The organism is Serratia sp. Je.1.23.a (assembly GCF_051129805.1).
Lineage (GTDB): Bacteria > Pseudomonadota > Gammaproteobacteria > Enterobacterales > Enterobacteriaceae > Serratia > Serratia liquefaciens.
Window position 1 is genome coordinate 267,876 of sequence record NZ_JBCPSR010000006.1, and the last position, 23,760, is coordinate 291,635.

The 23,760-nt window shown below is 55.5% G+C and carries 23 protein-coding genes; 18 read left to right on the forward strand and 5 right to left on the reverse strand.

What is annotated here, in order from left to right:
- Positions 1–63 precede the first annotated feature (63 nt).
- Complete coding sequence (locus AAZT04_RS20340; protein ID WP_020825257.1) at positions 64–798, forward strand: phosphoadenylyl-sulfate reductase; 735 nt, start codon at positions 64–66, stop codon at positions 796–798.
- A 61-nt stretch (positions 799–859) separates the two neighbouring features.
- Here AAZT04_RS20340 and AAZT04_RS20345 read toward each other — a convergent pair whose 3' ends face one another.
- Positions 860–1,936 carry an aminopeptidase gene (locus AAZT04_RS20345; protein WP_434681501.1) on the reverse strand — a complete coding sequence of 359 codons (1,077 nt, stop codon included), beginning with the start codon at positions 1,934–1,936 and terminating at the stop codon, positions 860–862.
- A 260-nt stretch (positions 1,937–2,196) separates the two neighbouring features.
- Between AAZT04_RS20345 and cysG the strand changes: the two genes are divergently transcribed.
- From cysG to AAZT04_RS20370, 5 genes are all read left to right on the forward strand, one after another.
- Positions 2,197–3,627: a siroheme synthase CysG gene (gene cysG / locus AAZT04_RS20350; protein WP_434681503.1), complete on the forward strand. Its 1,431-nt coding sequence runs from the start codon at positions 2,197–2,199 to the stop codon at positions 3,625–3,627.
- Between the two features lie 9 nt (positions 3,628–3,636).
- Positions 3,637–4,545 (forward strand): sulfate adenylyltransferase subunit CysD, encoded by a 909-nt coding sequence (cysD, locus tag AAZT04_RS20355; RefSeq protein ID WP_176984207.1) that lies wholly within the window; start codon positions 3,637–3,639, stop codon positions 4,543–4,545.
- 11 nt (positions 4,546–4,556) lie between these two features.
- Entirely contained in the window at positions 4,557–5,984 is a 1,428-nt protein-coding gene (gene cysN / locus AAZT04_RS20360) for a sulfate adenylyltransferase subunit CysN (RefSeq protein WP_020825261.1), read from the forward strand.
- A 1-nt stretch (position 5,985) separates the two neighbouring features.
- Complete coding sequence (cysC, locus tag AAZT04_RS20365; protein ID WP_041414213.1) at positions 5,986–6,615, forward strand: adenylyl-sulfate kinase; 630 nt, start codon at positions 5,986–5,988, stop codon at positions 6,613–6,615.
- A gap of 85 nt (positions 6,616–6,700) precedes the next feature.
- Complete coding sequence (locus AAZT04_RS20370) at positions 6,701–7,018, forward strand: DUF3561 family protein (RefSeq protein ID WP_020825263.1); 318 nt, start codon at positions 6,701–6,703, stop codon at positions 7,016–7,018.
- Positions 7,019–7,070: 52 nt separating this feature from the next.
- On the opposite strand, the gene AAZT04_RS20375 is transcribed toward AAZT04_RS20370, so the two are convergent.
- The 3 genes from AAZT04_RS20375 to AAZT04_RS20385 all read right to left on the reverse strand — a co-directional run bounded on the left by AAZT04_RS20375 (position 7,071) and on the right by AAZT04_RS20385 (position 9,367).
- Positions 7,071–7,793, reverse strand: a complete 723-nt coding sequence (locus AAZT04_RS20375) for an amino acid ABC transporter ATP-binding protein (RefSeq protein ID WP_046374489.1) — start codon at positions 7,791–7,793, stop codon at positions 7,071–7,073.
- The gene (locus AAZT04_RS20380; RefSeq protein WP_044554269.1) at positions 7,777–8,496 is read right to left on the reverse strand and encodes an amino acid ABC transporter permease; all 720 of its coding nucleotides are present in this window, start codon (positions 8,494–8,496) and stop codon (positions 7,777–7,779) included. Before AAZT04_RS20380 ends, AAZT04_RS20375 begins: the two co-directional genes overlap by 17 nt.
- Positions 8,497–8,596: 100 nt before the next feature.
- Positions 8,597–9,367 (reverse strand): basic amino acid ABC transporter substrate-binding protein, encoded by a 771-nt coding sequence (locus AAZT04_RS20385; RefSeq protein ID WP_048762527.1) that lies wholly within the window; start codon positions 9,365–9,367, stop codon positions 8,597–8,599.
- A gap of 406 nt (positions 9,368–9,773) precedes the next feature.
- Here AAZT04_RS20385 and ftsB point away from each other — a divergent pair, with 406 nt between their 5' ends.
- The 8 genes from ftsB (at position 9,774) to rpoS (ending at position 16,317) form a co-directional block, all read left to right on the forward strand.
- Positions 9,774–10,094, forward strand: coding sequence for a cell division protein FtsB (ftsB, locus tag AAZT04_RS20390; RefSeq protein WP_020825266.1), 321 nt, complete (start codon positions 9,774–9,776; stop codon positions 10,092–10,094).
- A gap of 3 nt (positions 10,095–10,097) precedes the next feature.
- On the forward strand, positions 10,098–10,805 hold the full coding sequence (gene ispD, locus AAZT04_RS20395) for a 2-C-methyl-D-erythritol 4-phosphate cytidylyltransferase (protein WP_371078704.1): 708 nt from the start codon (positions 10,098–10,100) through the stop codon (positions 10,803–10,805).
- 10 nt (positions 10,806–10,815) lie between these two features.
- Positions 10,816–11,289 carry a 2-C-methyl-D-erythritol 2,4-cyclodiphosphate synthase gene (gene ispF / locus AAZT04_RS20400; RefSeq protein ID WP_004950274.1) on the forward strand — a complete coding sequence of 158 codons (474 nt, stop codon included), beginning with the start codon at positions 10,816–10,818 and terminating at the stop codon, positions 11,287–11,289.
- 4 nt (positions 11,290–11,293) lie between these two features.
- Positions 11,294–12,340: a tRNA pseudouridine(13) synthase TruD gene (gene truD / locus AAZT04_RS20405; RefSeq protein ID WP_020825268.1), complete on the forward strand. Its 1,047-nt coding sequence runs from the start codon at positions 11,294–11,296 to the stop codon at positions 12,338–12,340.
- A 225-nt stretch (positions 12,341–12,565) separates the two neighbouring features.
- Complete coding sequence (gene surE / locus AAZT04_RS20410; RefSeq protein ID WP_046374485.1) at positions 12,566–13,327, forward strand: 5'/3'-nucleotidase SurE; 762 nt, start codon at positions 12,566–12,568, stop codon at positions 13,325–13,327.
- The gene (locus tag AAZT04_RS20415; protein ID WP_020825270.1) at positions 13,321–13,947 is read left to right on the forward strand and encodes a protein-L-isoaspartate(D-aspartate) O-methyltransferase; all 627 of its coding nucleotides are present in this window, start codon (positions 13,321–13,323) and stop codon (positions 13,945–13,947) included. The genes surE and AAZT04_RS20415 overlap by 7 nt, the downstream gene beginning before the upstream one ends.
- 324 nt (positions 13,948–14,271) lie before the next feature.
- Positions 14,272–15,264 (forward strand): murein hydrolase activator NlpD, encoded by a 993-nt coding sequence (nlpD, locus tag AAZT04_RS20420; protein ID WP_434681511.1) that lies wholly within the window; start codon positions 14,272–14,274, stop codon positions 15,262–15,264.
- Positions 15,265–15,318: 54 nt separating this feature from the next.
- Complete coding sequence (gene rpoS, locus AAZT04_RS20425) at positions 15,319–16,317, forward strand: RNA polymerase sigma factor RpoS (RefSeq protein WP_044554227.1); 999 nt, start codon at positions 15,319–15,321, stop codon at positions 16,315–16,317.
- Positions 16,318–16,399: 82 nt separating this feature from the next.
- Here the strand turns inward: rpoS and mutS are convergent, their stop codons facing one another.
- Positions 16,400–18,955, reverse strand: coding sequence for a DNA mismatch repair protein MutS (mutS, locus tag AAZT04_RS20430; protein ID WP_020825273.1), 2,556 nt, complete (start codon positions 18,953–18,955; stop codon positions 16,400–16,402).
- Between the two features lie 781 nt (positions 18,956–19,736).
- On the opposite strand from mutS, the gene AAZT04_RS20435 reads away from it, so the two are divergent.
- The 4 genes from AAZT04_RS20435 to chbR are packed head-to-tail and all read left to right on the forward strand — an operon-like array spanning position 19,737 to position 23,724.
- Positions 19,737–20,054 (forward strand): PTS sugar transporter subunit IIB, encoded by a 318-nt coding sequence (locus AAZT04_RS20435; protein ID WP_129983331.1) that lies wholly within the window; start codon positions 19,737–19,739, stop codon positions 20,052–20,054.
- An 11-nt stretch (positions 20,055–20,065) separates the two neighbouring features.
- Positions 20,066–21,427, forward strand: coding sequence for a PTS N,N'-diacetylchitobiose transporter subunit IIC (chbC, locus tag AAZT04_RS20440; protein ID WP_048762531.1), 1,362 nt, complete (start codon positions 20,066–20,068; stop codon positions 21,425–21,427).
- Between the two features lie 48 nt (positions 21,428–21,475).
- The gene (locus AAZT04_RS20445) at positions 21,476–22,861 is read left to right on the forward strand and encodes a glycoside hydrolase family 1 protein (RefSeq protein WP_129983326.1); all 1,386 of its coding nucleotides are present in this window, start codon (positions 21,476–21,478) and stop codon (positions 22,859–22,861) included.
- 14 nt (positions 22,862–22,875) lie between these two features.
- Complete coding sequence (gene chbR, locus AAZT04_RS20450; RefSeq protein ID WP_046374478.1) at positions 22,876–23,724, forward strand: transcriptional regulator ChbR; 849 nt, start codon at positions 22,876–22,878, stop codon at positions 23,722–23,724.
- The last annotated feature ends 36 nt before the right edge of the window (positions 23,725–23,760 follow it).

Sequence of the window (23,760 nt, forward strand, 5' to 3'; positions counted from 1 at the left end):
TGGCCCCGCTTTCACCGGGGGCCGATCCGCGCGGTATGATTCAAGCATCAGGAGGCTGGCAACATGGCTGAATTCGATCTGGCGGCGCTGAATGCGCTGCCCAAGTCTGGGCAGGCGTTGGCACTGGCGGTAGTTAATGGCCAGTTGGAAACGCTTTCCGCCGAGCAACGTGTGGAATGGGCGCTGGAACATCTGCCCGGCGAGTTTGTGCTCTCTTCAAGTTTCGGCATTCAGGCAGCGGTATGCCTGCATTTGGTTACGCGGATCAAACCGGACATTCCGGTGATCCTCACCGATACCGGCTATCTGTTCCCGGAAACCTATCAGTTTATCGATCAGCTGGTCGACAAACTGAAGCTGAACCTGCAAGTGTTTCGTGCCGAGCAGTCGCCCGCCTGGCAAGAGGCTCGCTACGGGAAACTGTGGGAGCAGGGCGTTGAAGGTATCGAAAAATACAACCTGATCAACAAGGTTGAGCCGATGAACCGCGCATTGGAAACTCTGGGCGGGCAAACCTGGTTCGCTGGCCTGCGCCGCGAGCAATCCGGCAGCCGCGCCAATCTGCCGGTACTGGCGGTGCAACGTGGGGTGTTCAAGATCCTGCCGATTATCGACTGGGACAACCGCAAGATTTATCAATACCTGACCGAGCACGGCCTCAGTTATCACCCGCTGTGGGAACAAGGCTATCTGTCAGTGGGGGACACTCACACCACGCAGAAGTGGGAACCAGGCATGAGTGAAGAAGAAACCCGTTTCTTTGGCCTGAAGCGTGAGTGTGGCCTGCACGAAGGCTAATCACGTATCAACATCGTCAAAGGGCTCAGCATTCGCTGGGCCCTTGGCGTTTTCAGAGAGACTACTTTTTCTGTTTTTGTGCTTTGGGTGGGTGCGCCTGCGCCAGCTCTTTAATCAGCGGCAGCAAAATCTGCACGCTCTCGCGGCTGCGCTTGTCGATGCGCCCTGGCAGATTGCGTTCCAGATATTGCAGGTTATCGTACTGCGGGCGATGCCAGGTGATGCCCTGCGGGAAGTGCGGGCTCACGGCGCGTTGCTGATAACCGTCTTTATCGCCCAGTGTCCAGTTGGTGGCTTCGACCGACAGCACCGGGATACCGGCTTTATCAAACACTTCCTGATCGGAACAGCAGCCGGTGCCTTTCGGGTGTGCTTTGCTGCCCGGGTTGGTGGCGGCAGCGATGCCGTAGCGGTGGGCAATATCCAGTGCGCGATCGCGGCTCTGTTTCGCCAGCTTTGGCGGCGTATTGAGACCGGCGTTGAAATACAGGCGATCGCCGGTAATCAGGCTGTCGAGGTTAACCACCAGTAGGGTATTGCGTTTCTCTTCGTCGCTCATGCGCTGCAGGTAGTTCTGCGCGCCCAGCGAACCCAGTTCTTCGGCGCTGGTGGCGACAAAGCGCAGGCCGTAAGCGGTGGGGGTGTTCTTAAGACGCTCCGCCAGTTCCAGCATCACGCCGACGCCAGAGGCATTGTCGTCGACGCCCTGCAGTGTCAAGCCGCCGAGATTGTTGTCCAGATCGGCGTCGCTTCGCGGCGTGTAGGTATCGAAATGCGCCACGATCAGAATCTGCTGAGGAAGGCTGCCATTTTTAGCGGCGATCACCGAGCTGGCGGTGATGTTATTCCAGTTCTTCTTGCCGTCTTTACTGGTGTACAGATAGCGGGTGTTGAAACTGCGGATATCGCTCTGATACCCCATCTTGCTGAACTGCTGTTTCAGATAGTCTGCGGTGAGCAATTCTGCCGGGCTACCGGCCATGCGGCCAGGAAAATAAGTGGCGATGTGGCGAGTCTGCTCGGCGGCGAATTTGCCCATCGGGGCCTCTTTTGCGGGCTGAGTGGCGGCCGAAACGCTGAAAACACCGCCGAGCGCTGCCACCAGCAGGCCGGTCTTCAGGTAAAAACGGGAAAACATACCGAAAAATCCTTCTTTGATATCGACAAGACCGATTATTTTTGCGGTGTCCAGTATGAGACGGTCGGCAAGATTAAACAATTTCTCCCGCTCTTAAATTTGGCGTAAATGCGCAAACCTTAGTCGCAATTATCGCCGGTTAAGCCGTGTGCTGCGGCCTATATTCCATAAAGTAACTAGTCATTCCTTTTCGTCATTTCAGAGGCCAAATCTCAGCCCGTATAGTCACACTATCATTCTGCATATATGAAAAGGCTGTTGTGGACTATCTACCTATATTTGCCGACCTGAAACAACGCCCGGTGTTGGTCGTTGGCGGCGGCGAAGTGGCTGCGCGCAAAGTGGATCTTCTCCTGCGCGCCGGGGCTGAAATACGGATAGTTGCGCAGTCACTCTCACCCATACTCGAAGAACTGCATCAGCAGGGGCGTATCCGCTGGCAGGGGCAGGCTTTTGCCGCTCAGCAATTGGATATGGTGTTCCTGGTGATTGCCGCAACCGACGACAGCGCGCTGAATGCCGAGGTGTTTGCCGAAGCGGATAAACGCCGGGTGCTGGCTAACGTGGTCGACGATCAGCCGCGCTGCTCGTTCATCTTTCCGTCGATTATCGATCGTTCACCGCTGGTGGTTGCCGTCTCTTCCAGCGGCCAGGCGCCGGTGCTGGCACGTATGCTGCGTGAAAAACTCGAAGCTTTGTTGCCCGCCAGTCTGGGGCAGATGGCGGAGGTGGCCGGACGTTGGCGCGGCCAGGTAAAACAGCGACTGAATGCGATCGGCGAACGTCGTCGCTTCTGGGAAAAAACATTCTGCGGACGTTTTGCCACGCTGGTGGCCAATGGCCAGTCCGCACAGGCCGAGCGGCAGTTGGAGCAGGATTTACAGCAGTTTGCCCAGGACGGCGAAGGCACCCAGGGCGAAATTGCGCTGGTGGGCGCAGGGCCGGGCGACGTGGGGTTATTGACCCTGCGCGGGCTACAGGTGATGCAGCAGGCCGATGTGGTGCTCTACGACCATCTGGTCAGCGATGAGATTCTGGATCTGGTGCGTCGCGATGCCGAGCGCATCTGCGTGGGCAAACGTGCCGGAGCACACTCGGTGATCCAGGAAGAAACCAACCGCCTGTTGGTGGAACTGGCGCAGCAGGGCAAGCGCGTGGTGCGATTGAAAGGCGGAGATCCCTTTATCTTTGGCCGCGGCGGCGAAGAGCTGCAGGTGGCCGCCGCTGCGGGTATTCCGTTCCAGGTGGTGCCGGGCGTTACCGCGGCGGCCGGCGCAACGGCCTATGCCGGCATTCCGCTGACGCACCGCGATCATGCGCAGAGCGTGACTTTTATTACCGGCCACTGTCGTCCCGACGGCGACGGGCTGGACTGGGCAGACTTGGCGCGAGCGCGTCAGACTCTGGCTATCTACATGGGCACCATGAAGGCGGCGGACATTAGCCAGCGCCTGATAGCCCACGGCCGCGCGCCCACCACGCCGGTGGCGGTGATCAGCCGCGGCACGCGCGCGGATCAGCTGGTGCAAACCGGCACGCTGCAACAGCTTGAAAAATTGGCTCAACAGGCACCTTTGCCGGCGCTGCTGGTGATCGGCGAAGTGGTAGAGCTGCATCATCAAATTGCCTGGTTTGGGCATCAACCGCAGACGGAAGGGGCATCGCGGCCCGCCGTCGTGAATTTGGCTTAAGGATCTGTTATGGACGAAAAACGACTCACTCATTTGCGGCAATTGGAGGCGGAGAGTATCCATATCATCCGTGAAGTCGCCGCTGAATTCGGCAACCCGGTGATGCTCTACTCCATCGGTAAAGACTCTTCCGTGATGCTGCATCTGGCGCGTAAAGCCTTTTTCCCGGGTACGCTGCCGTTCCCGTTGCTGCATGTGGATACCGGTTGGAAATTCCGTGAAATGTACGAATTCCGCGATCGCACTGCAAAAGAGTACGGTTTTGAACTGCTGATCCACAAGAACCCGGAAGGCGTGGCGATGGACATCAACCCGTTCGTTCACGGCAGCGCCAAGCATACCGATATCATGAAAACCGAAGGCCTGAAGCAGGCGCTTAACAAATACGGTTTTGATGCCGCCTTTGGCGGTGCCCGCCGTGACGAAGAGAAGTCACGCGCCAAAGAGCGTATCTATTCATTCCGTGATCGCTTCCACCGTTGGGACCCAAAAAACCAGCGTCCGGAGCTGTGGCACAACTACAACGGCCAAATCAATAAGGGCGAGAGCATTCGCGTGTTCCCGCTGTCGAACTGGACCGAGCTGGATATCTGGCAATACATTTTCCTGGAAAAAATCGACATCGTGCCGCTGTATCTGGCAAAACCGCGCCCGGTGGTAGAGCGCGACGGCATGTTGCTGATGGTGGACGACGATCGTATCGATCTGCAGCCTGGCGAAGTGATCAGCCAGCGCATGGTGCGTTTCCGCACGCTGGGCTGCTGGCCGCTGACCGGTGCGGTGGATTCCGAAGCGGAGACGCTGCCGGAGATCATCGAAGAGATGTTGGTGTCCACCACCAGTGAGCGCCAGGGACGGATGATCGACCGCGATCAGTCCGGCTCGATGGAGCTGAAAAAGCGTCAAGGGTATTTCTAAGGAGCCGCCGGATGAACAACGCAATTGCACAACAAATCGCTGAGCAGGGTGGGGTCGAATCTTACCTGCATGCGCAGCAACACAAAAGCCTGTTACGGTTCCTGACCTGCGGCAGCGTCGATGACGGCAAAAGCACCCTGATCGGCCGCTTGCTGCATGATACCCGTCAGATCTACGAAGATCAGCTGTCTACGCTGCACAGCGACAGCAAACGTATCGGCACCCAGGGCGAGAAACTGGATTTGGCGCTGCTGGTCGATGGCCTGCAGGCCGAGCGCGAGCAGGGCATTACCATCGACGTGGCCTATCGCTATTTCTCGACCGAAAAGCGCAAATTTATTATTGCCGATACGCCGGGGCATGAGCAGTACACCCGCAATATGGCGACCGGGGCCTCGACCTGCGATCTGGCGATCCTGTTGATCGATGCGCGCAAAGGGGTTCTGGATCAAACCCGCAGGCACAGTTTTATCGCCACGCTGTTGGGCATTCGCCATCTGGTGGTGGCGGTCAATAAAATGGACCTGGTGGATTACCAAGAGTCGGTGTTCGAACAGTTTAAACAGGACTATCTGACCTTCGCCCAGCAGTTGCCGAACGATCTGGACATCAAGTTTGTGCCTTTGTCGGCGCTGGATGGCGACAACGTGGCCAGTGAAAGCGCCCAGATGCCTTGGTACAGCGGCCCGACGCTGCTGCAGGTGCTGGAGAGCGTGGATGTGATCAGCGAACGCGAGACGCAACCGCTGCGTTTTCCGGTGCAGTATGTCAACCGTCCTAACCTGGATTTCCGGGGCTATGCGGGCACGCTGTCCGCCGGTGTAGTGCGCGTAGGGCAACGCGTGAAGGTATTGCCTTCCGGCGTGGAATCTACCGTAGCGCGTATTGTGACCTTTGATGGCGATCTGCAGGAAGCGGTGCCGGGCGAGGCGATCACGCTGGTGCTGGCAGATGAAGTGGATATTAGCCGCGGCGATCTGCTGGTCGATGCTGGGGAAACCCTGAAAGCGGCGCAAAGCGCGCTGGTGGACGTGGTGTGGATGGCTGAAAAACCGCTGTTGCCGGGCCAAAGCTATGACATCAAAGTGGCTGGCAAAAAGACCCGTGCGCGGGTAGAAGGCATACGCCACCAGGTGGAAATCAACTCGCTGGCGCAGCATCAGGCGGACACTTTACCGCTCAACGGCATCGGTCTGGTCGAACTGACCTTCGATGAACCGCTGGTGCTGGACAGCTATCAACGCAACCACGATACCGGTGGGCTGATCTTTATCGATCGCCTGAGCAACGTTACCGTGGGGGCTGGCTTGATCCGCGAAACCTTGCAGGACGCTCAGGCATCAGCCGGCGACTTCAGCGCATTTGAACTGGAACTGAATGCTCTGGTGCGTAAACACTTCCCACATTGGGGCGCGCGCGACCTGATTGGGGGAAAATAACGTGACCGACGCTCAACTGCGGCCGACCGGGCCGGATGATGACAACGTGGTCTGGCATCCGCATGCGGTAACGCGTGCGGATCGCGAAGTCCGCAACGGCCACAAAGGCGTGGTGCTGTGGTTTACCGGGCTGTCCGGCTCGGGCAAATCTACCGTCGCCGGCGCGCTGGAACAGGCACTGCACGCCCATGGTGTCAGCACCTATCTGCTGGATGGCGACAACGTGCGTCACGGCCTGTGCCGCGACCTCGGTTTTTCCGACGACGACCGGCGCGAAAATATTCGTCGCGTGGGCGAAGTGGCGAAACTGATGGTGGACGCCGGCCTGGTGGTGTTGACCGCTTTCATTTCCCCACATCGCGCCGAACGGCAGATGGTGCGCGAACTGCTGGATGAAGATCGTTTTATCGAGGTGTTTGTCGACACGCCGTTGGCGGTTTGTGAAGTGCGCGATCCGAAAGGATTGTACAAAAAAGCCCGTGCCGGCGAGCTGCGTAATTTCACCGGTATCGACTCGGTTTACGAGGCGCCACAACGGCCGGATATTCACCTTGATGGCCAACAATTGGTAACAAATTTGATTGCGCAATTGTTAGACGTGCTGCGTGGTCGGGCTATTATCAAACCCTGAATTCAGAAAAGCGTGTGGCGTTTTTGCGCCATACGCTTTTTACGCTAAGCCCGCCGGAGAGCGCGCCGAATAACCAGGGATCGCTATGCAAAATGTCTCGCCTATCTTGATTGACGCAAACCAGGAGAAAGAGGAGCCCTCTTATTCTTTCCTGGGCGGTGTCTGCGGCTTTGTTTTCTACTGGCTGGCCTTCGCAGTGCCGTTTTTGGTTTACGGCTCCAACACCCTTTTCTTCCTGCTCTACACCTGGCCGTTCTTCCTGGCGCTGATGCCGGTTTCGGTGCTGATTGGCATCACGCTCAGCATGCTGCTGCGTGGCCGGTTGATTTTTACGCTGTTGCTGACCGGGACCATCGTTCTGTGCCTGTTCTGGCTGGTGTTCAGCTTTTTGACCGGTTGGTGAGGGAAAGGGCGCAGTCGCCTGCGCCCGAAGCATTGCAAAGCCGTGCCGAAGGTTACAAAACTTTGCTCAGAAATGCCTGAGTGCGCGGATTGGCCGGCTGGCTGAAAATCTGCTGTGGCGAACCTTCTTCCTGAATGATCCCTTGATCGATAAACAGCACCCGATCTGCCACTTCCCGGGCAAAGCCCATCTCATGCGTCACCACCACCATCGTCATGCCTTCGTGCGCCAATGACTTCATCACCGCCAGCACTTCGCCGACCAGCTCGGGATCCAGTGCGGAGGTCGGTTCGTCGAACAGCATGATTTTCGGTTCCATCGCCAGCGCGCGAGCAATGGCGACCCGCTGTTGCTGACCGCCGGACAGGCTGTTGGGATAAGCGTCGATTTTGTCCAGCAGGCCCACCTTTTGCAGCAGCGCCTCTGCCCGCAGTATGGCCTCTGCGCGCGACAGCTTTTTCACGCCCATCGGCGCCATGATGATGTTTTCCAGCACCGTCATATGCGGGAACAGGTTAAAGCGTTGAAACACCATCCCGACGCTCTCACGCATTTTATTGAGATCGGTTTTCTGGCTGTGTATGGCAAAACCGTTCACCAGGATCTCACCGCCGGACAGGGTCTCGAGCGCGTTGATACAGCGCAGGAAGGTACTTTTACCGGAGCCGGACGGGCCGATGACGCAGACCACTTCGTTGGCTGCGATTTCGCAGGAAATACCACGCAGCACGTGGCTTTCGCCGAATTGTTTTTGCAGGTTATGTACGCGAATCACTTTTCCCGAACCTCTTTTCCATGTGTTGCACCATCAGCGAAAGCAGGAAGGTGAGGACCCAATAGACCAGCGAAATGGTCAGGTAGGGTTCCCAATAGGTGGCATAGGCGCCGGAAACCGTGCGGGCGGCATAGGCCAGATCGGCAAGACCGATGGCGGAGGCCAGCGAAGAGTCTTTGACGATGGCAATGGCATTGTTGCCCAGCGGCGGCAGCATGCGGCGAAACGCCTGCGGCAGGATCACTTTGCGCATGGTTTTGCCGTAGCTCATGCCCAGCGAACGCGAAGCTTCCATCTGACCGCGATCGATAGACTGAATGCCGGCGCGGAAAATTTCCGAGACGTATGCACCCGCGTTCAGCGTAATCGCCACCACGCAGGAGAGAAATGCGCCGTAATCGGAGCGCAACGCGCGGGCGAAATCGGTGCTCATCAGGCCGCTGGTGACCAGCAGACCGTCACGTGGGTTGATAAACAGCGGTACCAGCGCGAAATGCACCACCATAATCTGGACAAACAGCGGCGTACCGCGGAAGGCGCTGATGTAGATGCGCACCGGCCACTGAACGCCATAATGCAGTATCGGTTTCCAGATGCCGTGTGGTGCCTGCGCCAGACGGCCGAGCCCGAGGAGCAGCCCCCAGGTGGTGCCCAGTATCACGCAGATAATGGTGCATTTGATGGTCATCCAGGCGCCTTCCATAAACAGCGGGGCGTACTCCTGGATTATCTCCCAACGGAAATTCAAGGTCGGATCCTTCTTAAAAAGTCTTCAGACTGCTGTGTTGACGAACGACGATCGATTATTCGGCGGGCAGTGTGGGGACGTTGCTGTCAAACCAGGTCTGGTAGATTTTGGCGTAGGTGCCGTCGGCGATGATTTTCTTCAGGCCGGCGTTGATTTTGCCGCGCAGTTCGTCATTGCCTTTGGCCACGGCGATACCGAAATACTGACGTTCAAATTTGGCATCGGACACCAGTTTGAACTCTTTTTCCGGATGGGTTTTGATATAGAACTTGGCCACGCCGACGTCGCCCACGGCCGCGCCGATACCGTCTTCATACAGCTCTTGCAGCATTAACGGGGTATTGTCGAAACGTTTGATGGCGGTGTTGTTTTTGCCTAACACGTCGGACACCACGATGTCGCCGGTGCTGGAGTTGACTACGCCGACCTTCAGCGCTTTCAAGGCGGCAATGGAGTCTACGCCAGAGTCTTTGGGGACCACGATAGCCTGCTCTGCCGGGAAGTAAGGTGCAGAGAAATCAACCATTTGTTTGCGTTTATCGGTAATGGTGATGCCGGAAATAATGATGTCGCGATCGCCGGAGTTCAGCGTGGCGAAAATACCTTCCCACGGCGTATTCACCAGTTTGACCTGAAAGTTCTCGGCCTTGGCTACCGCCTTGATGATATCGATATCAAAGCCTTCCAGCTGTTTGCTGCTGTTTTCGAATTCGAACGGACGGTAGGTGCCGCCAGAGCCGACGACGTAGGTAGGTTCAGCCGCCAGGACGGAGGCCGACAGGGTGGCAGCCAGACAGGCGCCAATCACAACTAAAGATTTAAACATCGCTATCCCCGGTAATTAAAAATGATTCATTGGATTTATTTATGCACTATGAGTGCATAAAAATAATCTTTAATGAATAAAAACACAACTCCTACCTGATGATGAAATTTTTAATGGTGTTAAATATGCAGTTTGTGCTTGTGGCTGGCGAATGCTTTGGTGAAATCAGCGGGTAGCCAGTTTTTCTTACTGCATAACCGGAAAAAACGTTGAAGGAGAAAAATGCAGAGGCGTTGGTTGGTTTTTCTGTGATGAAAGTGGTTTTTTTTGCCGCTTTCGAAGTGAATTTAGGTTATAAACTCAGGAAATTATCATCCTACTCTGAATTTGGCGGCGAAATGCCGTTCTCTGTGTGGAGTCCAACGAAAAGTTGTGGGATGATTGGTCGGTTTTTCAGGGGGCGGAGATGGGAAAACTTACGCTGCTATTGCTGGCATTGCTCGGTTGGTTACAGTATTCACTGTGGCTGGGCAAAAATGGTATTCACGATTACGTGCGGGTCAATGAAGACGTTGCGCTCCAACAGGGCAGCAATGCTAAATTGAAAGCGCGTAACGATCAGCTGTTCGCCGAGATCGACGATTTGAACGGCGGTCAGGAAGCGATCGAAGAGCGTGCGCGCAATGAGCTGAGCATGATTAAGCCCGGTGAGACTTTCTATCGTCTGGTTCCTGACCAATCCAGACGCAACGCGGCGTCCGCCTCGCAAAATAACCTACAAAAGTAACGCATGAATCACTCCGCAGGAACCTTTCCATCGGTGATCGCCGTCCTGCCCGCTGCCGGTATTGGCAGCCGCATGCAGGCTGATTGCCCAAAGCAATATTTAACCATCGGCCACCAAACCATTCTCGAACACGCGATCCACGCGCTGCTGCGCCATCCGCGTATTTCGCAGGTGATTGTGGCGATAAGCCCCGACGATCAGCAGTTTCACCAGTTGCCGATAGCGCAGGATCCCCGCGTGCAGGCTACCATTGGCGGGCAGCAACGCGCCGACTCGGTAATGGCCGGCTTGCAGCTGGCCGGCGAGGCAAAATGGGTGCTGGTGCACGACGCGGCGCGCCCCTGTCTGCATGCCGACGATCTCGACCGCCTGTTGGCGATTACCGAACATAGCGACGTAGGGGGCATTCTGGCGGCGCCGGTGCGTGACACCATGAAGCGCGCAGAGCCTGGCCACGGGGCCATTTCTCATACGGTAGAACGTCAGGACCTGTGGCATGCGTTAACGCCGCAGCTGTTCCCACTGGCGTTGCTCAAGCAGTGCCTGCAGCGCGCGCTGGATGACGGGGCGACGGTGACCGACGAGGCGTCGGCCCTGGAGCACTGCGGCTATCATCCGCTGCTGGTCAATGGGCGTTCGGACAATATTAAGGTCACGCGGCCGGAAGATTTGGCGCTGGCGGCATTCTATTTAACTCAGTTAGACAATTAAGGAGCGCATCATGCGTATCGGCCACGGTTTTGACGTACACAAATTTGGCGGCGAAGGCCCGTTGGTGATCGGTGGCGTTCGTATTCCTTATGAAAAAGGTTTGCTGGCCCACTCTGATGGCGACGTAGCACTGCACGCCGCGACCGATGCCCTGCTGGGCGCGGCGGCACTGGGGGATATCGGCAAGCTGTTCCCGGATACTGACCCGGCCTTCAAAGGTGCCGATAGCCGCGAGTTGCTGCGCGAAGCCTGGAAACGCATCCGCGCCAAGGGCTATCGTCTGGGCAACCTGGACATCACTATTATTGCCCAGGCCCCTAAAATGGCCCCGCATATCCCGCAGATGCGCATTTTCCTGGCGGAAGACCTGCAATGCCATATGGACGACGTTAACGTTAAGGCTACCACCACCGAACAACTCGGTTTCACCGGGCGTGGCGAGGGTATTGCCTGCGAAGCGGTTGCCTTGTTGATCAAGGAATAAGCGCATGGATATGGCTAACCTGACCTGGCTGCATGGCCAGCCGCAAAGCACCGGCGTGCTGAAGGCCAACCCGGAAGATTTCGTGGTGGTGGAAGACCTGGGCTTTGAGCCGGATGGCGAAGGCGAACACGTGCTGGTGAACATCCGCAAAAACGGTTGTAACACCCAGTTCGTCGCCGATTACCTGGCGCGCTTTGCCGGTATTCATGCCCGCTCCGTCAGCTACGCGGGCTTAAAAGATCGTCATGCGGTAACCGAACAGTGGTTCTGTTTGCATCTGCCAGGGAAAGAGACGCCGGACTTTACCCAGTTCTCACTGGAAGGCTGTGAAGTGCTGGCCAGCGCCCGGCACCTGCGCAAAATGCGGATTGGCACCTTGAAAGGCAATGCCTTTACTCTGGTGCTGCGTCATATCTCCGATCGTCAGGATGTAGAACAACGTCTGCAGGCGATTGAGACCGGCGGTGTACCGAATTACTTCGGCAGTCAGCGCTTTGGGCGCGGCGGTAACAACCTGGTGATGGCGCGACGTTGGGCGAATGACGAGATCCGGGTGAAAGAACGCAGCAAGCGTAGCTTTTATCTTTCTGCCAGTCGCAGCGCGCTGTTTAACCTGATCGCCAGCCGGCGATTGGCCAATCAGCAGCAACATACCGTGCTGGAAGGGGATGCCCTTCAACTTAGCGGTCGTGGCAGTTGGTTTGTTGCCAAACCGGAAGAGCTGGAAGCGTTGCAGCAACGCCTGGAAGCCGGTGAGCTGATGATCACCGCACCTTTACCCGGTGATGGCGAACCGGGCACCGCCGGGGAAGCGTTGAGCTTTGAACAGCAGTGTCTGCTGGAACAGCCGGAGCTGATGTCGCTTTTAAAGCGCGAACGCGTAGATCCGGCCCGCCGAGCCTTGCTGTTACAGCCGAAAGATATGCAGTGGGACTGGTGGGACGATGCCACCGTCGAACTGCGTTTCTGGCTGCCGGCCGGCAGTTTCGCCACCAGCGTGGTGCGCGAAATTATGCGGCAGGACAGTAGCGATGCGGATATTAGCGAGTAATAATCAAGAAACCTGCGCAAGCAGGTTTTTTTTCGCCAGAAGAATGACTCGTGGCGGTTCTGCCTTGAGTTCCCTGCCTTTTCCCATGGTCACTGGACATGGCGGGGGCAGTAAACATAATATCTGCTGATTAAGCGCCTCCTTTTGGGCGGTCATACCGAGTAGTTAAATCCCAGGCTGCGTTGAGCGGTGCCTGGTTGAGAGATAAAAAGAAGACAACCTCTTATGCGGATATTGCTGAGTAATGACGACGGTGTTACCGCCCCAGGCATTCAGGTGCTGGCGGCAGCGCTGCGAGAGTTTGCTGAGGTGCAGGTTGTGGCACCCGATCGTAACCGCAGCGGTTCTTCCAATGCGCTGACGTTGGAATCCCCATTGCGCACCCTGACGATGCCCAATGGGGATATCGCCGTACAGCAAGGAACACCGACCGATTGCGTATACCTGGGAGTGAATGCCCTGATGCAACCTGCGCCGGATATCGTGGTTTCCGGTATCAATGCCGGCCCCAATCTGGGCGATGACGTGATCTACTCCGGCACCGTGGCTGCCGCCATGGAAGGGCGCCATTTGGGCTTGCCTGCGCTGGCCGTGTCGTTGAACGGCCATCAGCATTATGCTACCGCGGCGGCGATCACCTGCCGGGTGCTGCGGGCCCTGTTGCGTGAACCGTTACGCACCGGAAAAATTCTGAATATCAACGTGCCGGATTTGCCGTTGGACGAGATCAAAGGCATTCGCGTGACCCGCTGCGGCAGTCGCCATCCGGCCGACAAAGTGTTCTGCCAACAGGATCCTCGTGGGCAAAACCTTTACTGGATTGGGCCTCCGGGTGATAAGTTTGATGTCGGGCCGGACACGGATTTCGCTGCGGTAGAACAGGGTTATGTCGCGATTACACCCTTGCAGGTGGATTTGACCGCTTATGCGGCCCAGGATGTAGTAAAAACGTGGTTAACCAAAGCAGGGGTTGGCGGGGAATGGTGAACAAGCGTATGCAAACATTGCTGACGCAACTGCGTCAACAAGGGATCCAGGACGAACGATTACTGCGGGCCATTGAGGCAGTGCCGCGTGAACGCTTTGTTGATGAAGCGCTTGAACACAAAGCTTATGAAAATACGGCGCTGCCTATCGGCTCAGGTCAAACGATCTCCCAGCCTTATATGGTGGCACGGATGACCGAACTCTTAAACCTGACGCCCACATCCAGGGTATTGGAGATCGGCACGGGTTCCGGTTATCAAACCGCCATACTGGCGCACCTGGTGCAGCATGTGTGCTCCGTTGAGCGTATCAAGGGATTGCAATGGCAGGCGAAACGTCGCCTGAAGCAACTCGACCTTCACAATGTTTCTACTCGTCACGGTGACGGTTGGCAGGGGTGGGCTTCGCGGGGGCCGTTCGATGCCATTATTGTCACCGCCGCGCCGCCGGAGATCCCCCCGGCGTTGATGGAACAGCTAGACGACGGCGGTATTTTGGTTTTGCCGGTCGGTGAGCAGGCTCAGATCCTCAAGCGTATTCAGCGCCAGGGGAATGAATTTACTATCGATATCGTCGAAGCGGTGCGCTTTGTACCACTGGTGAAAGGCGAACTGGCCTAGCGATTGTCTGAATTTTCGACAGGATATGAAATCTGTTGCACTTTCATCACCTCCGGTTAAGGTTTTAGCGTTTCAATAAAACTAATTTTCAATACAATTGCCTTTCTGCGCAGTTGTCTTATGGTGCAGCAGCGCTAATGTGGTTAGCATGGCGCGCTGTTTTGAGGCTCCGGTATGAGGTTTTCTGACGTTCAGAAATCGGCCGCGGGCACCTTTCATTGTAGGAACGTAGAGAATGTTAAAAGCTCAGCTACGATGTAAAGGGTATTTTGGATATATCGCTGATATTGCTGTCATGGGGGAAGCATGAGCACGGGAAGCCCAATGATTACATTACGCCGGGTTGCGGTGTGTACGATGGTAAGTTTGTGGTTGGCGGGTTGTTCGAACAATGCGTCGACATCGGCCCCTATCAGTAGCGTGGACGGCGGTGGTGCCGGAGCCGCTGCATCCAGCAATGCTGGGGCGCAGGTGGGCTCTGAGGGACACATTGTTTACAACCGCAGTTATACTTCGATCCCCAAAGGGAGCTACAGCGGTAATACCTATACGGTTAAGCGCGGAGACACGCTGTTTTACATCGCCTGGATCACCGGAAATGATTACCGTGACCTGGCTCAGCGTAACAATATTCCTGAACCCTACAGTCTGAATGTGGGTCAAAACATTCAGCTTGGTAATGGTTCGGCTACCGGAAATGGCGGCATGCTGGCGGCGACAGACGCAACCAGCGGCGGCGTACCTAAGCCACCATCGACCTCCCAGATACAAACTGCAACGGTTGATTCTCAATCAACTAACGCGTATTCTGATAATTCGGGTAAACAGAATGTAGGTAAGATGTTACCTGCAGCAGGCGCAGTGGCGGCAACTACCGCAACAGCTCCTGTTACCGCACCGGTCGTTGCTCCACCAGTGAGCAGCACCGTCAGCAACAGCACTCCGGTAAGTACCTGGAGATGGCCGACTGACGGTAAGATTATTGATAACTTTTCCTCATCAGAAGGTGGGAATAAAGGTGTCGATATCGCCGGTTCCCGTGGGCAGCCTATCTTCGCTACCGCCGATGGTCGTGTAGTGTACGCAGGCAACGCTTTACGGGGTTACGGTAATCTAATCATCATCAAACACAATGATGATTACCTGAGCGCCTACGCTCACAACGACACAATGCTGGTCCGGGAACAACAAGAAGTGAAGGCGGGTCAAAAAATAGCCACCATGGGTAGCACCGGAACCAGTTCAGTACGTTTGCATTTTGAAATTCGTTACAAGGGGAAATCCGTAAACCCGCTGCGTTATCTTCCGCAGCGATAGATTGGGCAGAATACGCTGTTATTCTGCTCGCGGTATCACGGGTAGGAGCAGCATATGAGCCAAAATACGCTGAAAGTTAACGAGTTACATGATGATGCGGATTTCGACGAGAACGCAACGGAAGCGGAATCATTCGACGAAAAAGCACTGGTAGAAGAAGAGGCCAGTGAGAATGATCTAGCGGAAGAAGAGTTGTTGTCACAAGGCGTGACCCAACGCGTATTGGATGCGACGCAGCTCTATCTGGGCGAAATCGGTTATTCTCCGCTGCTTACCGCAGAGGAAGAAGTTTATTTTGCGCGGCGTGCACTGCGCGGTGACGTGCCGTCCCGCCGCCGAATGATTGAAAGCAACCTGCGGTTGGTGGTGAAAATCGCCCGCCGCTACAGCAACCGCGGCCTGGCGCTGCTGGATCTGATTGAAGAGGGCAACCTCGGTCTGATCCGCGCAGTGGAAAAGTTTGACCCAGAACGCGGTTTCCGTTTCTCGACCTACGCTACCTGGTGGATCCGGCAGACGATTGAACGGGCGATCATGAACCAAACCCGTACCATTCGCTTGCCAATCCACATAGTTAAAGAACTGAATGTCTATTTGCGCACCGCGCGCGAGCTTTCTCATAAACTGGATCATGAACCGAGCGCTGAAGAGATTGCAGAGCAACTCGACAAGCCGGTGGATGACGTCAGCCGCATGCTGCGCCTGAACGAACGTATCACTTCTGTGGATACGCCGTTGGGTGGGGATTCGGAGAAAGCGTTGCTGGACATTCTGGCAGACGAGAAAGACAACGGACCGGAAGACACCACGCAAGACGATGACATGAAACAGAGCATCGTGAAATGGCTGTTCGAACTGAACGCCAAACAGCGTGAAGTGCTGGCGCGTCGCTTTGGCCTGTTGGGCTACGAAGCGGCGACGCTCGAAGATGTAGGCCGCGAAATTGGCCTGACTCGCGAGCGAGTACGTCAGATCCAGGTTGAAGGTTTGCGTCGCCTGCGTGAGATACTGCAGATGCAGGGCCTGAGTATCGAGGCACTGTTCCGCGAGTAACGTCGGCAGTTGAACCGCATCAAAATAAAAACGGTGAGCATCATGCTCACCGTTTTTTTATGCCAGTTATTTATACGTCGAGCTAGACCATATTCTTCAGGCGATAAATCCATTCCAGTGCCTGGCGCGGAGACAATGAATCCGGATCCAGAGCCTCAAGTGCTTCAACCGCCGGTGAGGTTTCCTCATTCAGCAGCGTCATCTGAGTGGCGTCAACGGTACCGCTGGCGGTATGGTTGGAGATAGCCTCCAGTTCACGCAATTTCTGGCGTGCGCGTTTGATCACTTCACGTGGCACCCCGGCCAATGCGGCAACCGCCAGCCCGTAACTTTTGCTGGCGGCACCGTCCTGCACGCTGTGCATAAAGGCGATGGTGTCACCGTGCTCAAGCGCATCCAAATGCACGTTAACCACGCCTTCCATTTTTTCCGGCAGGGTGGTCAGCTCAAAGTAATGAGTGGCGAACAAGGTCATGGCCTTGATGCGGCTGGCCAGATTTTCGGCGCAGGCCCAGGCCAGGGATAAACCATCATAGGTCGAGGTGCCGCGGCCAATCTCGTCCATCAGCACCAGACTATGTTCGGTGGCGTTATGCAGGATATTGGCCGTTTCGGTCATCTCAACCATAAAGGTGGAGCGGCCGGAAGCCAGATCGTCCGCTGCACCTACGCGGGTAAATATGCGATCGACCGGGCCAATGACTGCCTTGCTTGCCGGCACGTAGCTGCCGATATGGGCCATCAGTACGATCAGCGCCGTTTGGCGCATATAGGTACTTTTACCGCCCATGTTAGGGCCGGTAATGATCAACATTCGGCGTTGGGGCGACAGTGACAGCGGGTTGGAAATAAAGGGTTCGCTCAACACCTGCTCCACCACCGGGTGGCGACCTTCGGTGATGCGCACGCCAGGCTGCTCGCTCATGGTCGGGCAGGCGTAGTTCAGCGTTTCGGCGCGTTCTGCCAGGTTGGCCAGTACGTCCAGTTCTGCCAATGCCGCCGCGCTTTGTTGCAATTCACCCAGATGCGGCAACAGCAAATCGAACAGTTCTTCGTACAGACCTTTCTCGATGGCCAGCGCTTTCCCTTTAGAGGTCAGCACCTTGTCTTCGTACTCTTTCAGTTCGGGAATGATGTAGCGTTCGGCGTTTTTCAGCGTCTGACGGCGTACGTAATGGATCGGTACCAGGTGGCTTTGCCCGCGACTGACCTGAATGTAATAGCCATGAACACCATTGAAACCGACCTTCAGCGTATCCAGCCCCAGTTTTTCGCGCTCGCGGATCTCGAGACGGTCGAGATAGTCGCTGGCACCATCGGCCAAGGCTCGCCATTCGTCCAGCTCACTGTTGTAGCCGGGGGCGATAACGCCACCGTCGCGAACCAGCACCGGCGGGGCTTCCACCACGGCGCGCTCCAGCAAGTCCTGCAGTTCATCAAACTGACCCACCTGGGACAGCAGATGCTGCACATGCGGAGTATTTACGCCTTTTAACAGCGCATGGATATCCGGTAGCTGCTGGAAGGCATGACGCATGCGTGCCAGATCGCGCGGACGTGCGCTGCGCAACGCCAGACGGGCGAGGATACGTTCCAGATCGCCGACCTGACGCAAAGAAGGTTGCAGTTCAGCATACAGATCCTGCAGTGCGCCTATGGCTTGCTGACGATCATTCAGTACCTTGATGTCACGAGTAGGCATATGCAGCCAGCGCTTAAGCATGCGGCTGCCCATGGCCGTCACGCTGTGATCGAGGATCGCCGCCAGGGTGTTTTCAGTGCCGCCGGACAGGCTCTGGGTCAGCTCGAGGTTACGCCGGGTGGCGGCGTCCATGATGATGCCGTCCTGTTGACGCTCCATGGTGATGCCACGGATGTGCGGCAATGAGGTGCGCTGGGTATCTTTTACATACTGCAGCAGGCAGCCGGCGGCACGCAGTGCCTGATGGGCCTGTTCAACGCCGAAGCCGGTAAGATCGCGGGTGCCGAACTGCAGGTTAAGCTGCTGACGGGCGGTCTCCGGTTCGAATTCCCACAGCGGGCGACGACGCAGACCATGGCGCTGTTCAATCAGCGACATCTGTTCAAAGGTTTCGGGATAAAGCAGTTCGGCGGGGTTGGTGCGTTGCAGCTCGGCTGCCATGGTTTCGATATCTGCCGGTTCGGCAACGCGGAAACGGCCGGAGCTGATATCCAGCGTCGCGTAACCAAAGCCACGTGCGTCTTGCCAGATGGCAGCCAGCAGGTTGTCCTGACGCTCCTGTAGCAAGGCTTCGTCGGTGATGGTGCCAGGCGTGACAATACGCACCACTTTGCGCTCAACCGGACCTTTACTGGTGGCCGGATCGCCGATTTGTTCGCACAGGGCAACGGATTCGCCAAGCTGCACCAGTTTGGCTAAATAGTTTTCCACCGCATGATGGGGAACGCCGGCCATGGGAATAGGCTCCCCTGCTGAGGCACCGCGTTTGGTCAGCGAGATATCCAGCAGTTGGGACGCGCGTTTGGCATCATCATAGAACAGCTCGTAAAAGTCGCCCATGCGGTAGAACAGCAGGATCTCGGGATGCTGAGCCTTGAGGCGCAGGTACTGCTGCATCATTGGCGTGTGTGAATCGAGCTTGTCGGTGCTATTCATAAGATTACTGTTTCCAATCCATTGAATTTGAAATGAGTTTTGACGTTTTTTTTCATCATTAGGTATCACGCCGTGTTACAAAAATCACGCCTGCAGGCGGTCGCAGGGCGAGGTAAAGCCATTGATCAAACCAGTCCCAAACGGAACGGAGGGCGCCGCGGCTACCGGCGATGGGGATCAATAAGCTTTTTATACCGACGCTATACTAGCCCAGCGGGCAATCCGCTGTCACAGGTAAAAATGGGGAGCTTTACGCAAACTGGGTTTGTAATGAACGAAAGGCGTTACAATCCCCGTTCTGGCTCTAAAAACCAAGCGTATCTGCTCAGAAATCACCTCATTCCCATCCGCTTTTCCGGCGGTCTCGACGCCTTCCCTTGATGACCAGTTCTAATCAAGGGCGAACTATTCTGTGCTCACTTATCCCCCGTTGCATGATCCCGCGAGAAGAATAATCCATAAATACTCTACATGTTTATAACGTATTGTTTATAATTGGTATTTGTTTATTTTCGATGAATTAATTCGGTAATTTAAGGTTATTTGTGAGCCCGGTCACACTAATTTTTTATGCAAAATGTGAAGAGGGTCAATCGGGAAGGTCAAGGAGAGACGGTTCTTTACGCCGATGGCTTACCGGTCCGCTCCGATGCCTCCGTATACTGTTCGCAACCAGGGCAGAGCAACGGAAATTTTCATAAGGAATGTGCGCGAGGCAATCGCTATTGCATCTGGCAAACAAATGACACGGGGCTTTTTTGATTATCTTGAGGGATTGGGTATGGAAAAGAAAAAAATCTATCTGTTTTGTTCTGCCGGTATGTCGACTTCTCTGCTGGTTTCAAAAATGAAGGCGCAGGCCGAGAAGTACGAAGTGCCAGTGATCATTGCCGCTTATCCCGAAGCGCTGGCTGCGGAAAAGGGCGCAGAGGCAGATCTGATCCTGCTGGGGCCGCAGATTGCCTATACGTTAGCCGAAGTACAAAAACAGCTGCCCAATAAGCCCGTCGAAGTGATCGATTCCACTTTATACGGCAAGCTTGATGGCCTTGGGGTGTTGAAGGCCGCGGTCGCCACCATAAAAAAAGCTAACCAATAAAGGGGTCTGCCGTGAATACGTTAATTGCCTCGTTGGAAAAGGTCATACTGCCCTTTGCCGTGAAAATTGGTAAACAGCCCCATGTTAATGCCATCAAAAACGGGTTCATTCGATTAATGCCGCTGACGTTGACCGGGGCGATGTTCGTTCTGATCAACAACGTATTCCTCAGTTTCGGCGAAGGCTCGTTCTTCTTTTCATTGGGGGTACGGCTGGATGCGTCCACCATTGAAACGCTAAACAGCCTGAAGACCATCGGTGGCAGCGTTTATAACGGCACCCTGGGGATTATGTCCCTGATGACGCCCTTCTTTATCAGTATGGCTTTAGCGGAGGAGCGTAAGGTTGACCCGCTAGCGGCCGCGCTACTGGCGGTTGCCGCCTTTATGACGGTGACGCCGTTCAGCGTCGGTGAGGCTTATGCCGTCGGTGCTAACTGGCTTGGCGGCGCCAACATCATTTCCGGCATGGTGATCGGCCTGGTGGTGGCGGAGATGTTTACCTTTGTGGTGCGCCGCAACTGGGTCATCAGCCTGCCCGACAGCGTACCTTCTTCCGTGTCTCGCTCGTTCTCCGCACTGATCCCCGGATTCCTGATCCTGTCGATCATGGGCGTGATTGCCTATTGCCTGACGCTGTGGGGAACCAACTTCCACCAAATCATCATGGACACCATCTCGGCTCCGCTGGCGAAAATGGGCAGCGTTGTCGGCTGGGTGTATGTGATGTTCTCCTCGCTGCTGTGGTTCTTCGGGGTGCATGGCTCGATGGCGCTGGCCGCGCTGGACAGCGGCATCATGACGCCATTCGCGCTGGAAAACGTAGAGCTTTACAACAAGTATGGTTCGGTCGAAGCCGCCGTTGCCGCCGGCAAAGAGTTCCATATGTGGGCGAAACCTTTCGTCGACTCTTATATCTATCTGGGCGGCACCGGCTCTACGCTGGGGCTGATTATCGCCATCTTTATCGCCTCGCGCCGTGAAGACTATCGCCAGGTCGCCAAGCTGGCTACCCCGTCGGGCATCTTCCAGATTAACGAACCTATCCTGTTCGGCCTGCCGGTGATCATGAACCCGGTGATGTTTATCCCGTTCATTCTGGTTCAACCGGTATTGACGATCATCACCACGGTGGCCTATTACACCGGAATGATCCCGCCTATCACCAACATTGCCCCCTGGACCATGCCGGTAGGTCTGGGGGCGTTCTTCAATACTAACGGCAGTATCGTCGCCATGTTGCTGAGCTTCTTCAACCTGGGCGTGGCGACCTTGATTTACCTGCCGTTTGTGATGATATCCAACAAGGCGCAGAGCCAGATCGATCAGGCTACCGAAAGCGAAGAAGACATCGCCAAGGCGCTGAAATTCTAACTGTCAGTCTGGGGCAGCACTTGCTGCCCCGGTTTTAGGGGCGTTTGGATGAAATATCAATTTGCTGACGATTTCTGGTGGGGAAGCGCGACCTCTGCGCCGCAGTCGGAAGGGGCCTCTGCACGGGATGGCAAAAGTCAGAACATCTTCGATTACTGGTATGACATTGCGCCAGAACGCTTTCATCATCAGGTCGGTCCGTCCGAGGCATCCACCTTTTATGACCGTTTCCAGCAAGACATCCTGCTGTTAAAAAAGCTTGGGCATAACACCTTCAGAACCTCTATTTCCTGGTCACGGCTGATCCCGGACGGGGAGGGCGAGGTGAACCCGAAAGCCGTCGCTTTTTATAACGCGCTTATCGATGGCCTGCTGGCTGAGGGCATTACGCCATTTATCAACCTTTACCATTTCGACATGCCGATGTGCATGCAGCGAAAAGGCGGCTGGGAAAGCCGGGCGGTGGTGGAAGCCTATGCCCGCTACGCCAAAACCTGTTTCAGCCTGTTCGGCGATCGGGTCACTCATTGGTTTACTTTTAACGAGCCGATTGTGCCGGTCGAAGCGGGCTATCTGAACGACCTGCACTATCCTTGCGTGGTTGATTTTAAAAGGGCAGTCGCGGTGGCTTACCACAGCGTGCTGGCCCATGCCAAAGCGGTGAAGGAGTTCAGGGCGTTGGGCCACCAAGGCGCGATAGGCATTATTTTGAACCTGAGCCCGACCTATCCGCGTTCGAACAGCCAGGAAGATGGCGTGGCCGCCCATCATGCGGATCTGTTGCTGAACAAAAGCTTCCTTGATCCTGTGACCAAAGGGCGTTATCCGCAAGATTTGGTTGATTTACTGCGCGCCAATGATTTGTTGCCACAAACGGCACCGGAGGACGCACAGCTGATTGCCGACGGCGTGGTGGATATTCTGGGCGTCAATTACTATCAACCGCGCAGGGTTAAAGCGAAAGAAGACTACCGGGCCGACGCATCCGTGACGATGCCGGAAGATCTGTTCAGCTATTACGACATGCCTGGCCGCAAGATCAATCCGCATCGGGGCTGGGAGATCTATGAAAAAGGGCTGTATGACATCCTGATGGATCTGAAGGAAAACTACGGCAACATTCCCTGCTATATTTCAGAAAATGGCATGGGCGTAGAGGGTGAAGAGGCCTTTATCGGCCCTACTGGACGGGTGGAGGATGATTATCGAATCGACTTTATCCGCGATCATCTGAAATGGCTGCATCAGGCGCTGTCGGAGGGTTCCAACTGCAAAGGCTATCATTTGTGGACCTTTATCGACTGCTGGTCCTGGCTTAATGCCTACAAGAATCGCTACGGGTTAGTTCGGCTCGAGCGGGAGAGCCAACAGCGCACGTTGAAGAAGAGTGGCTATTGGTTTGCCGAGACGGCCCGGCAGAACGGCTTTGATTAACGGGAGCGCATGCGATGTCTGAGAACCTGGTTTCGCTGAATGCGAACGACGTTAAGCTGATTCGGGAGCAGGATTTCTTTAACTGCAAAGATTTCCATTTGTTCATTTATAACAAGGTGGAAAGCGCCACTGGGCTGCATCAGCATGACTACTATGAATTCACCATCGTCCTGAGCGGCAAATGTTATCAGGAGATCAACGGCAAGCGCGTGCTGCTGGAACGGGGCGATTTTGTCTTCATCCCCATTGGTTCGCGCCATCAGAGCTTTTATGAGTTCGGTGCCGCGAAAATCTTCAACGTGGCGGTTGGCAAGGTGTTCTTCGAAGAGAACTATTTGCAGCAGTTGCCACGCTGTTTTGTCGCCTCCCAGGCCTACAGCCTGAAGAATGAATTCCTGGCTTATATCGAGTCGGTGGTGGGTTCCCCGCAGTTTCGCGAGGATGATTTTGCCGAATTCCTGGAAACGCTGACCTTTTATATCATCAGCCGCATTCGTCACTATAAGGAAGAGAGCGGCGAGGGGGACGATATCCCGCAGTGGCTGAAAAACACCCTGGCCGGCATGCATGATAAAGCCATGTTTGGTGAAAAGGCACTGCTCAATATGGTGGAGTTGTCGGGAAAAACGCAGGAGTACCTGACCCGGGCGATGCGGCGGTATTACCATAAAACACCGATGCAGGTGATCAATGAAATCCGCATCAACTTTGCCAAAACGCAGCTTGAAGTCACCAACTATTCGGTTTCGGATATTGCCTTCGACTCTGGCTATGGCGACGTGAGCCTGTTTATTAAAAACTTTAAGAGACTCACCGAAGTGACGCCGGGTAATTACCGAAAAAAGTTCTACGGCCCTGTTTAGGGCCGCTCCCGATAAGCATTAACGCCGATATTCCGA

What these genes read in the sequence shown, in the direction of transcription:
- AAZT04_RS20385 (WP_048762527.1), bottom strand. Translation starts at nt 9,367, where the DNA reads ATGTTTAAATCTTTAGTTGTGATTGGCGCCTGTCTGGCTGCCACCCTG.
- AAZT04_RS20370 (WP_020825263.1), top strand. Translation starts at nt 6,701, where the DNA reads ATGCAAAATGTCTCGCCTATCTTGATTGACGCAAACCAGGAGAAAGAG.
- rpoS (WP_044554227.1), top strand. Translation starts at nt 15,319, where the DNA reads ATGAGCCAAAATACGCTGAAAGTTAACGAGTTACATGATGATGCGGAT.
- surE (WP_046374485.1), top strand. Translation starts at nt 12,566, where the DNA reads ATGCGGATATTGCTGAGTAATGACGACGGTGTTACCGCCCCAGGCATT.
- chbR (WP_046374478.1), top strand. Translation starts at nt 22,876, where the DNA reads ATGTCTGAGAACCTGGTTTCGCTGAATGCGAACGACGTTAAGCTGATT.
- cysN (WP_020825261.1), top strand. Translation starts at nt 4,557, where the DNA reads ATGAACAACGCAATTGCACAACAAATCGCTGAGCAGGGTGGGGTCGAA.
- ispD (WP_371078704.1), top strand. Translation starts at nt 10,098, where the DNA reads ATGAATCACTCCGCAGGAACCTTTCCATCGGTGATCGCCGTCCTGCCC.
- AAZT04_RS20445 (WP_129983326.1), top strand. Translation starts at nt 21,476, where the DNA reads ATGAAATATCAATTTGCTGACGATTTCTGGTGGGGAAGCGCGACCTCT.
- AAZT04_RS20380 (WP_044554269.1), bottom strand. Translation starts at nt 8,496, where the DNA reads ATGGAAGGCGCCTGGATGACCATCAAATGCACCATTATCTGCGTGATA.
- ftsB (WP_020825266.1), top strand. Translation starts at nt 9,774, where the DNA reads ATGGGAAAACTTACGCTGCTATTGCTGGCATTGCTCGGTTGGTTACAG.
- AAZT04_RS20340 (WP_020825257.1), top strand. Translation starts at nt 64, where the DNA reads ATGGCTGAATTCGATCTGGCGGCGCTGAATGCGCTGCCCAAGTCTGGG.
- AAZT04_RS20415 (WP_020825270.1), top strand. Translation starts at nt 13,321, where the DNA reads ATGGTGAACAAGCGTATGCAAACATTGCTGACGCAACTGCGTCAACAA.
- AAZT04_RS20345 (WP_434681501.1), bottom strand. Translation starts at nt 1,936, where the DNA reads ATGTTTTCCCGTTTTTACCTGAAGACCGGCCTGCTGGTGGCAGCGCTC.
- nlpD (WP_434681511.1), top strand. Translation starts at nt 14,272, where the DNA reads ATGATTACATTACGCCGGGTTGCGGTGTGTACGATGGTAAGTTTGTGG.
- mutS (WP_020825273.1), bottom strand. Translation starts at nt 18,955, where the DNA reads ATGAATAGCACCGACAAGCTCGATTCACACACGCCAATGATGCAGCAG.
- cysD (WP_176984207.1), top strand. Translation starts at nt 3,637, where the DNA reads ATGGACGAAAAACGACTCACTCATTTGCGGCAATTGGAGGCGGAGAGT.
- AAZT04_RS20435 (WP_129983331.1), top strand. Translation starts at nt 19,737, where the DNA reads ATGGAAAAGAAAAAAATCTATCTGTTTTGTTCTGCCGGTATGTCGACT.
- truD (WP_020825268.1), top strand. Translation starts at nt 11,294, where the DNA reads ATGGATATGGCTAACCTGACCTGGCTGCATGGCCAGCCGCAAAGCACC.
- ispF (WP_004950274.1), top strand. Translation starts at nt 10,816, where the DNA reads ATGCGTATCGGCCACGGTTTTGACGTACACAAATTTGGCGGCGAAGGC.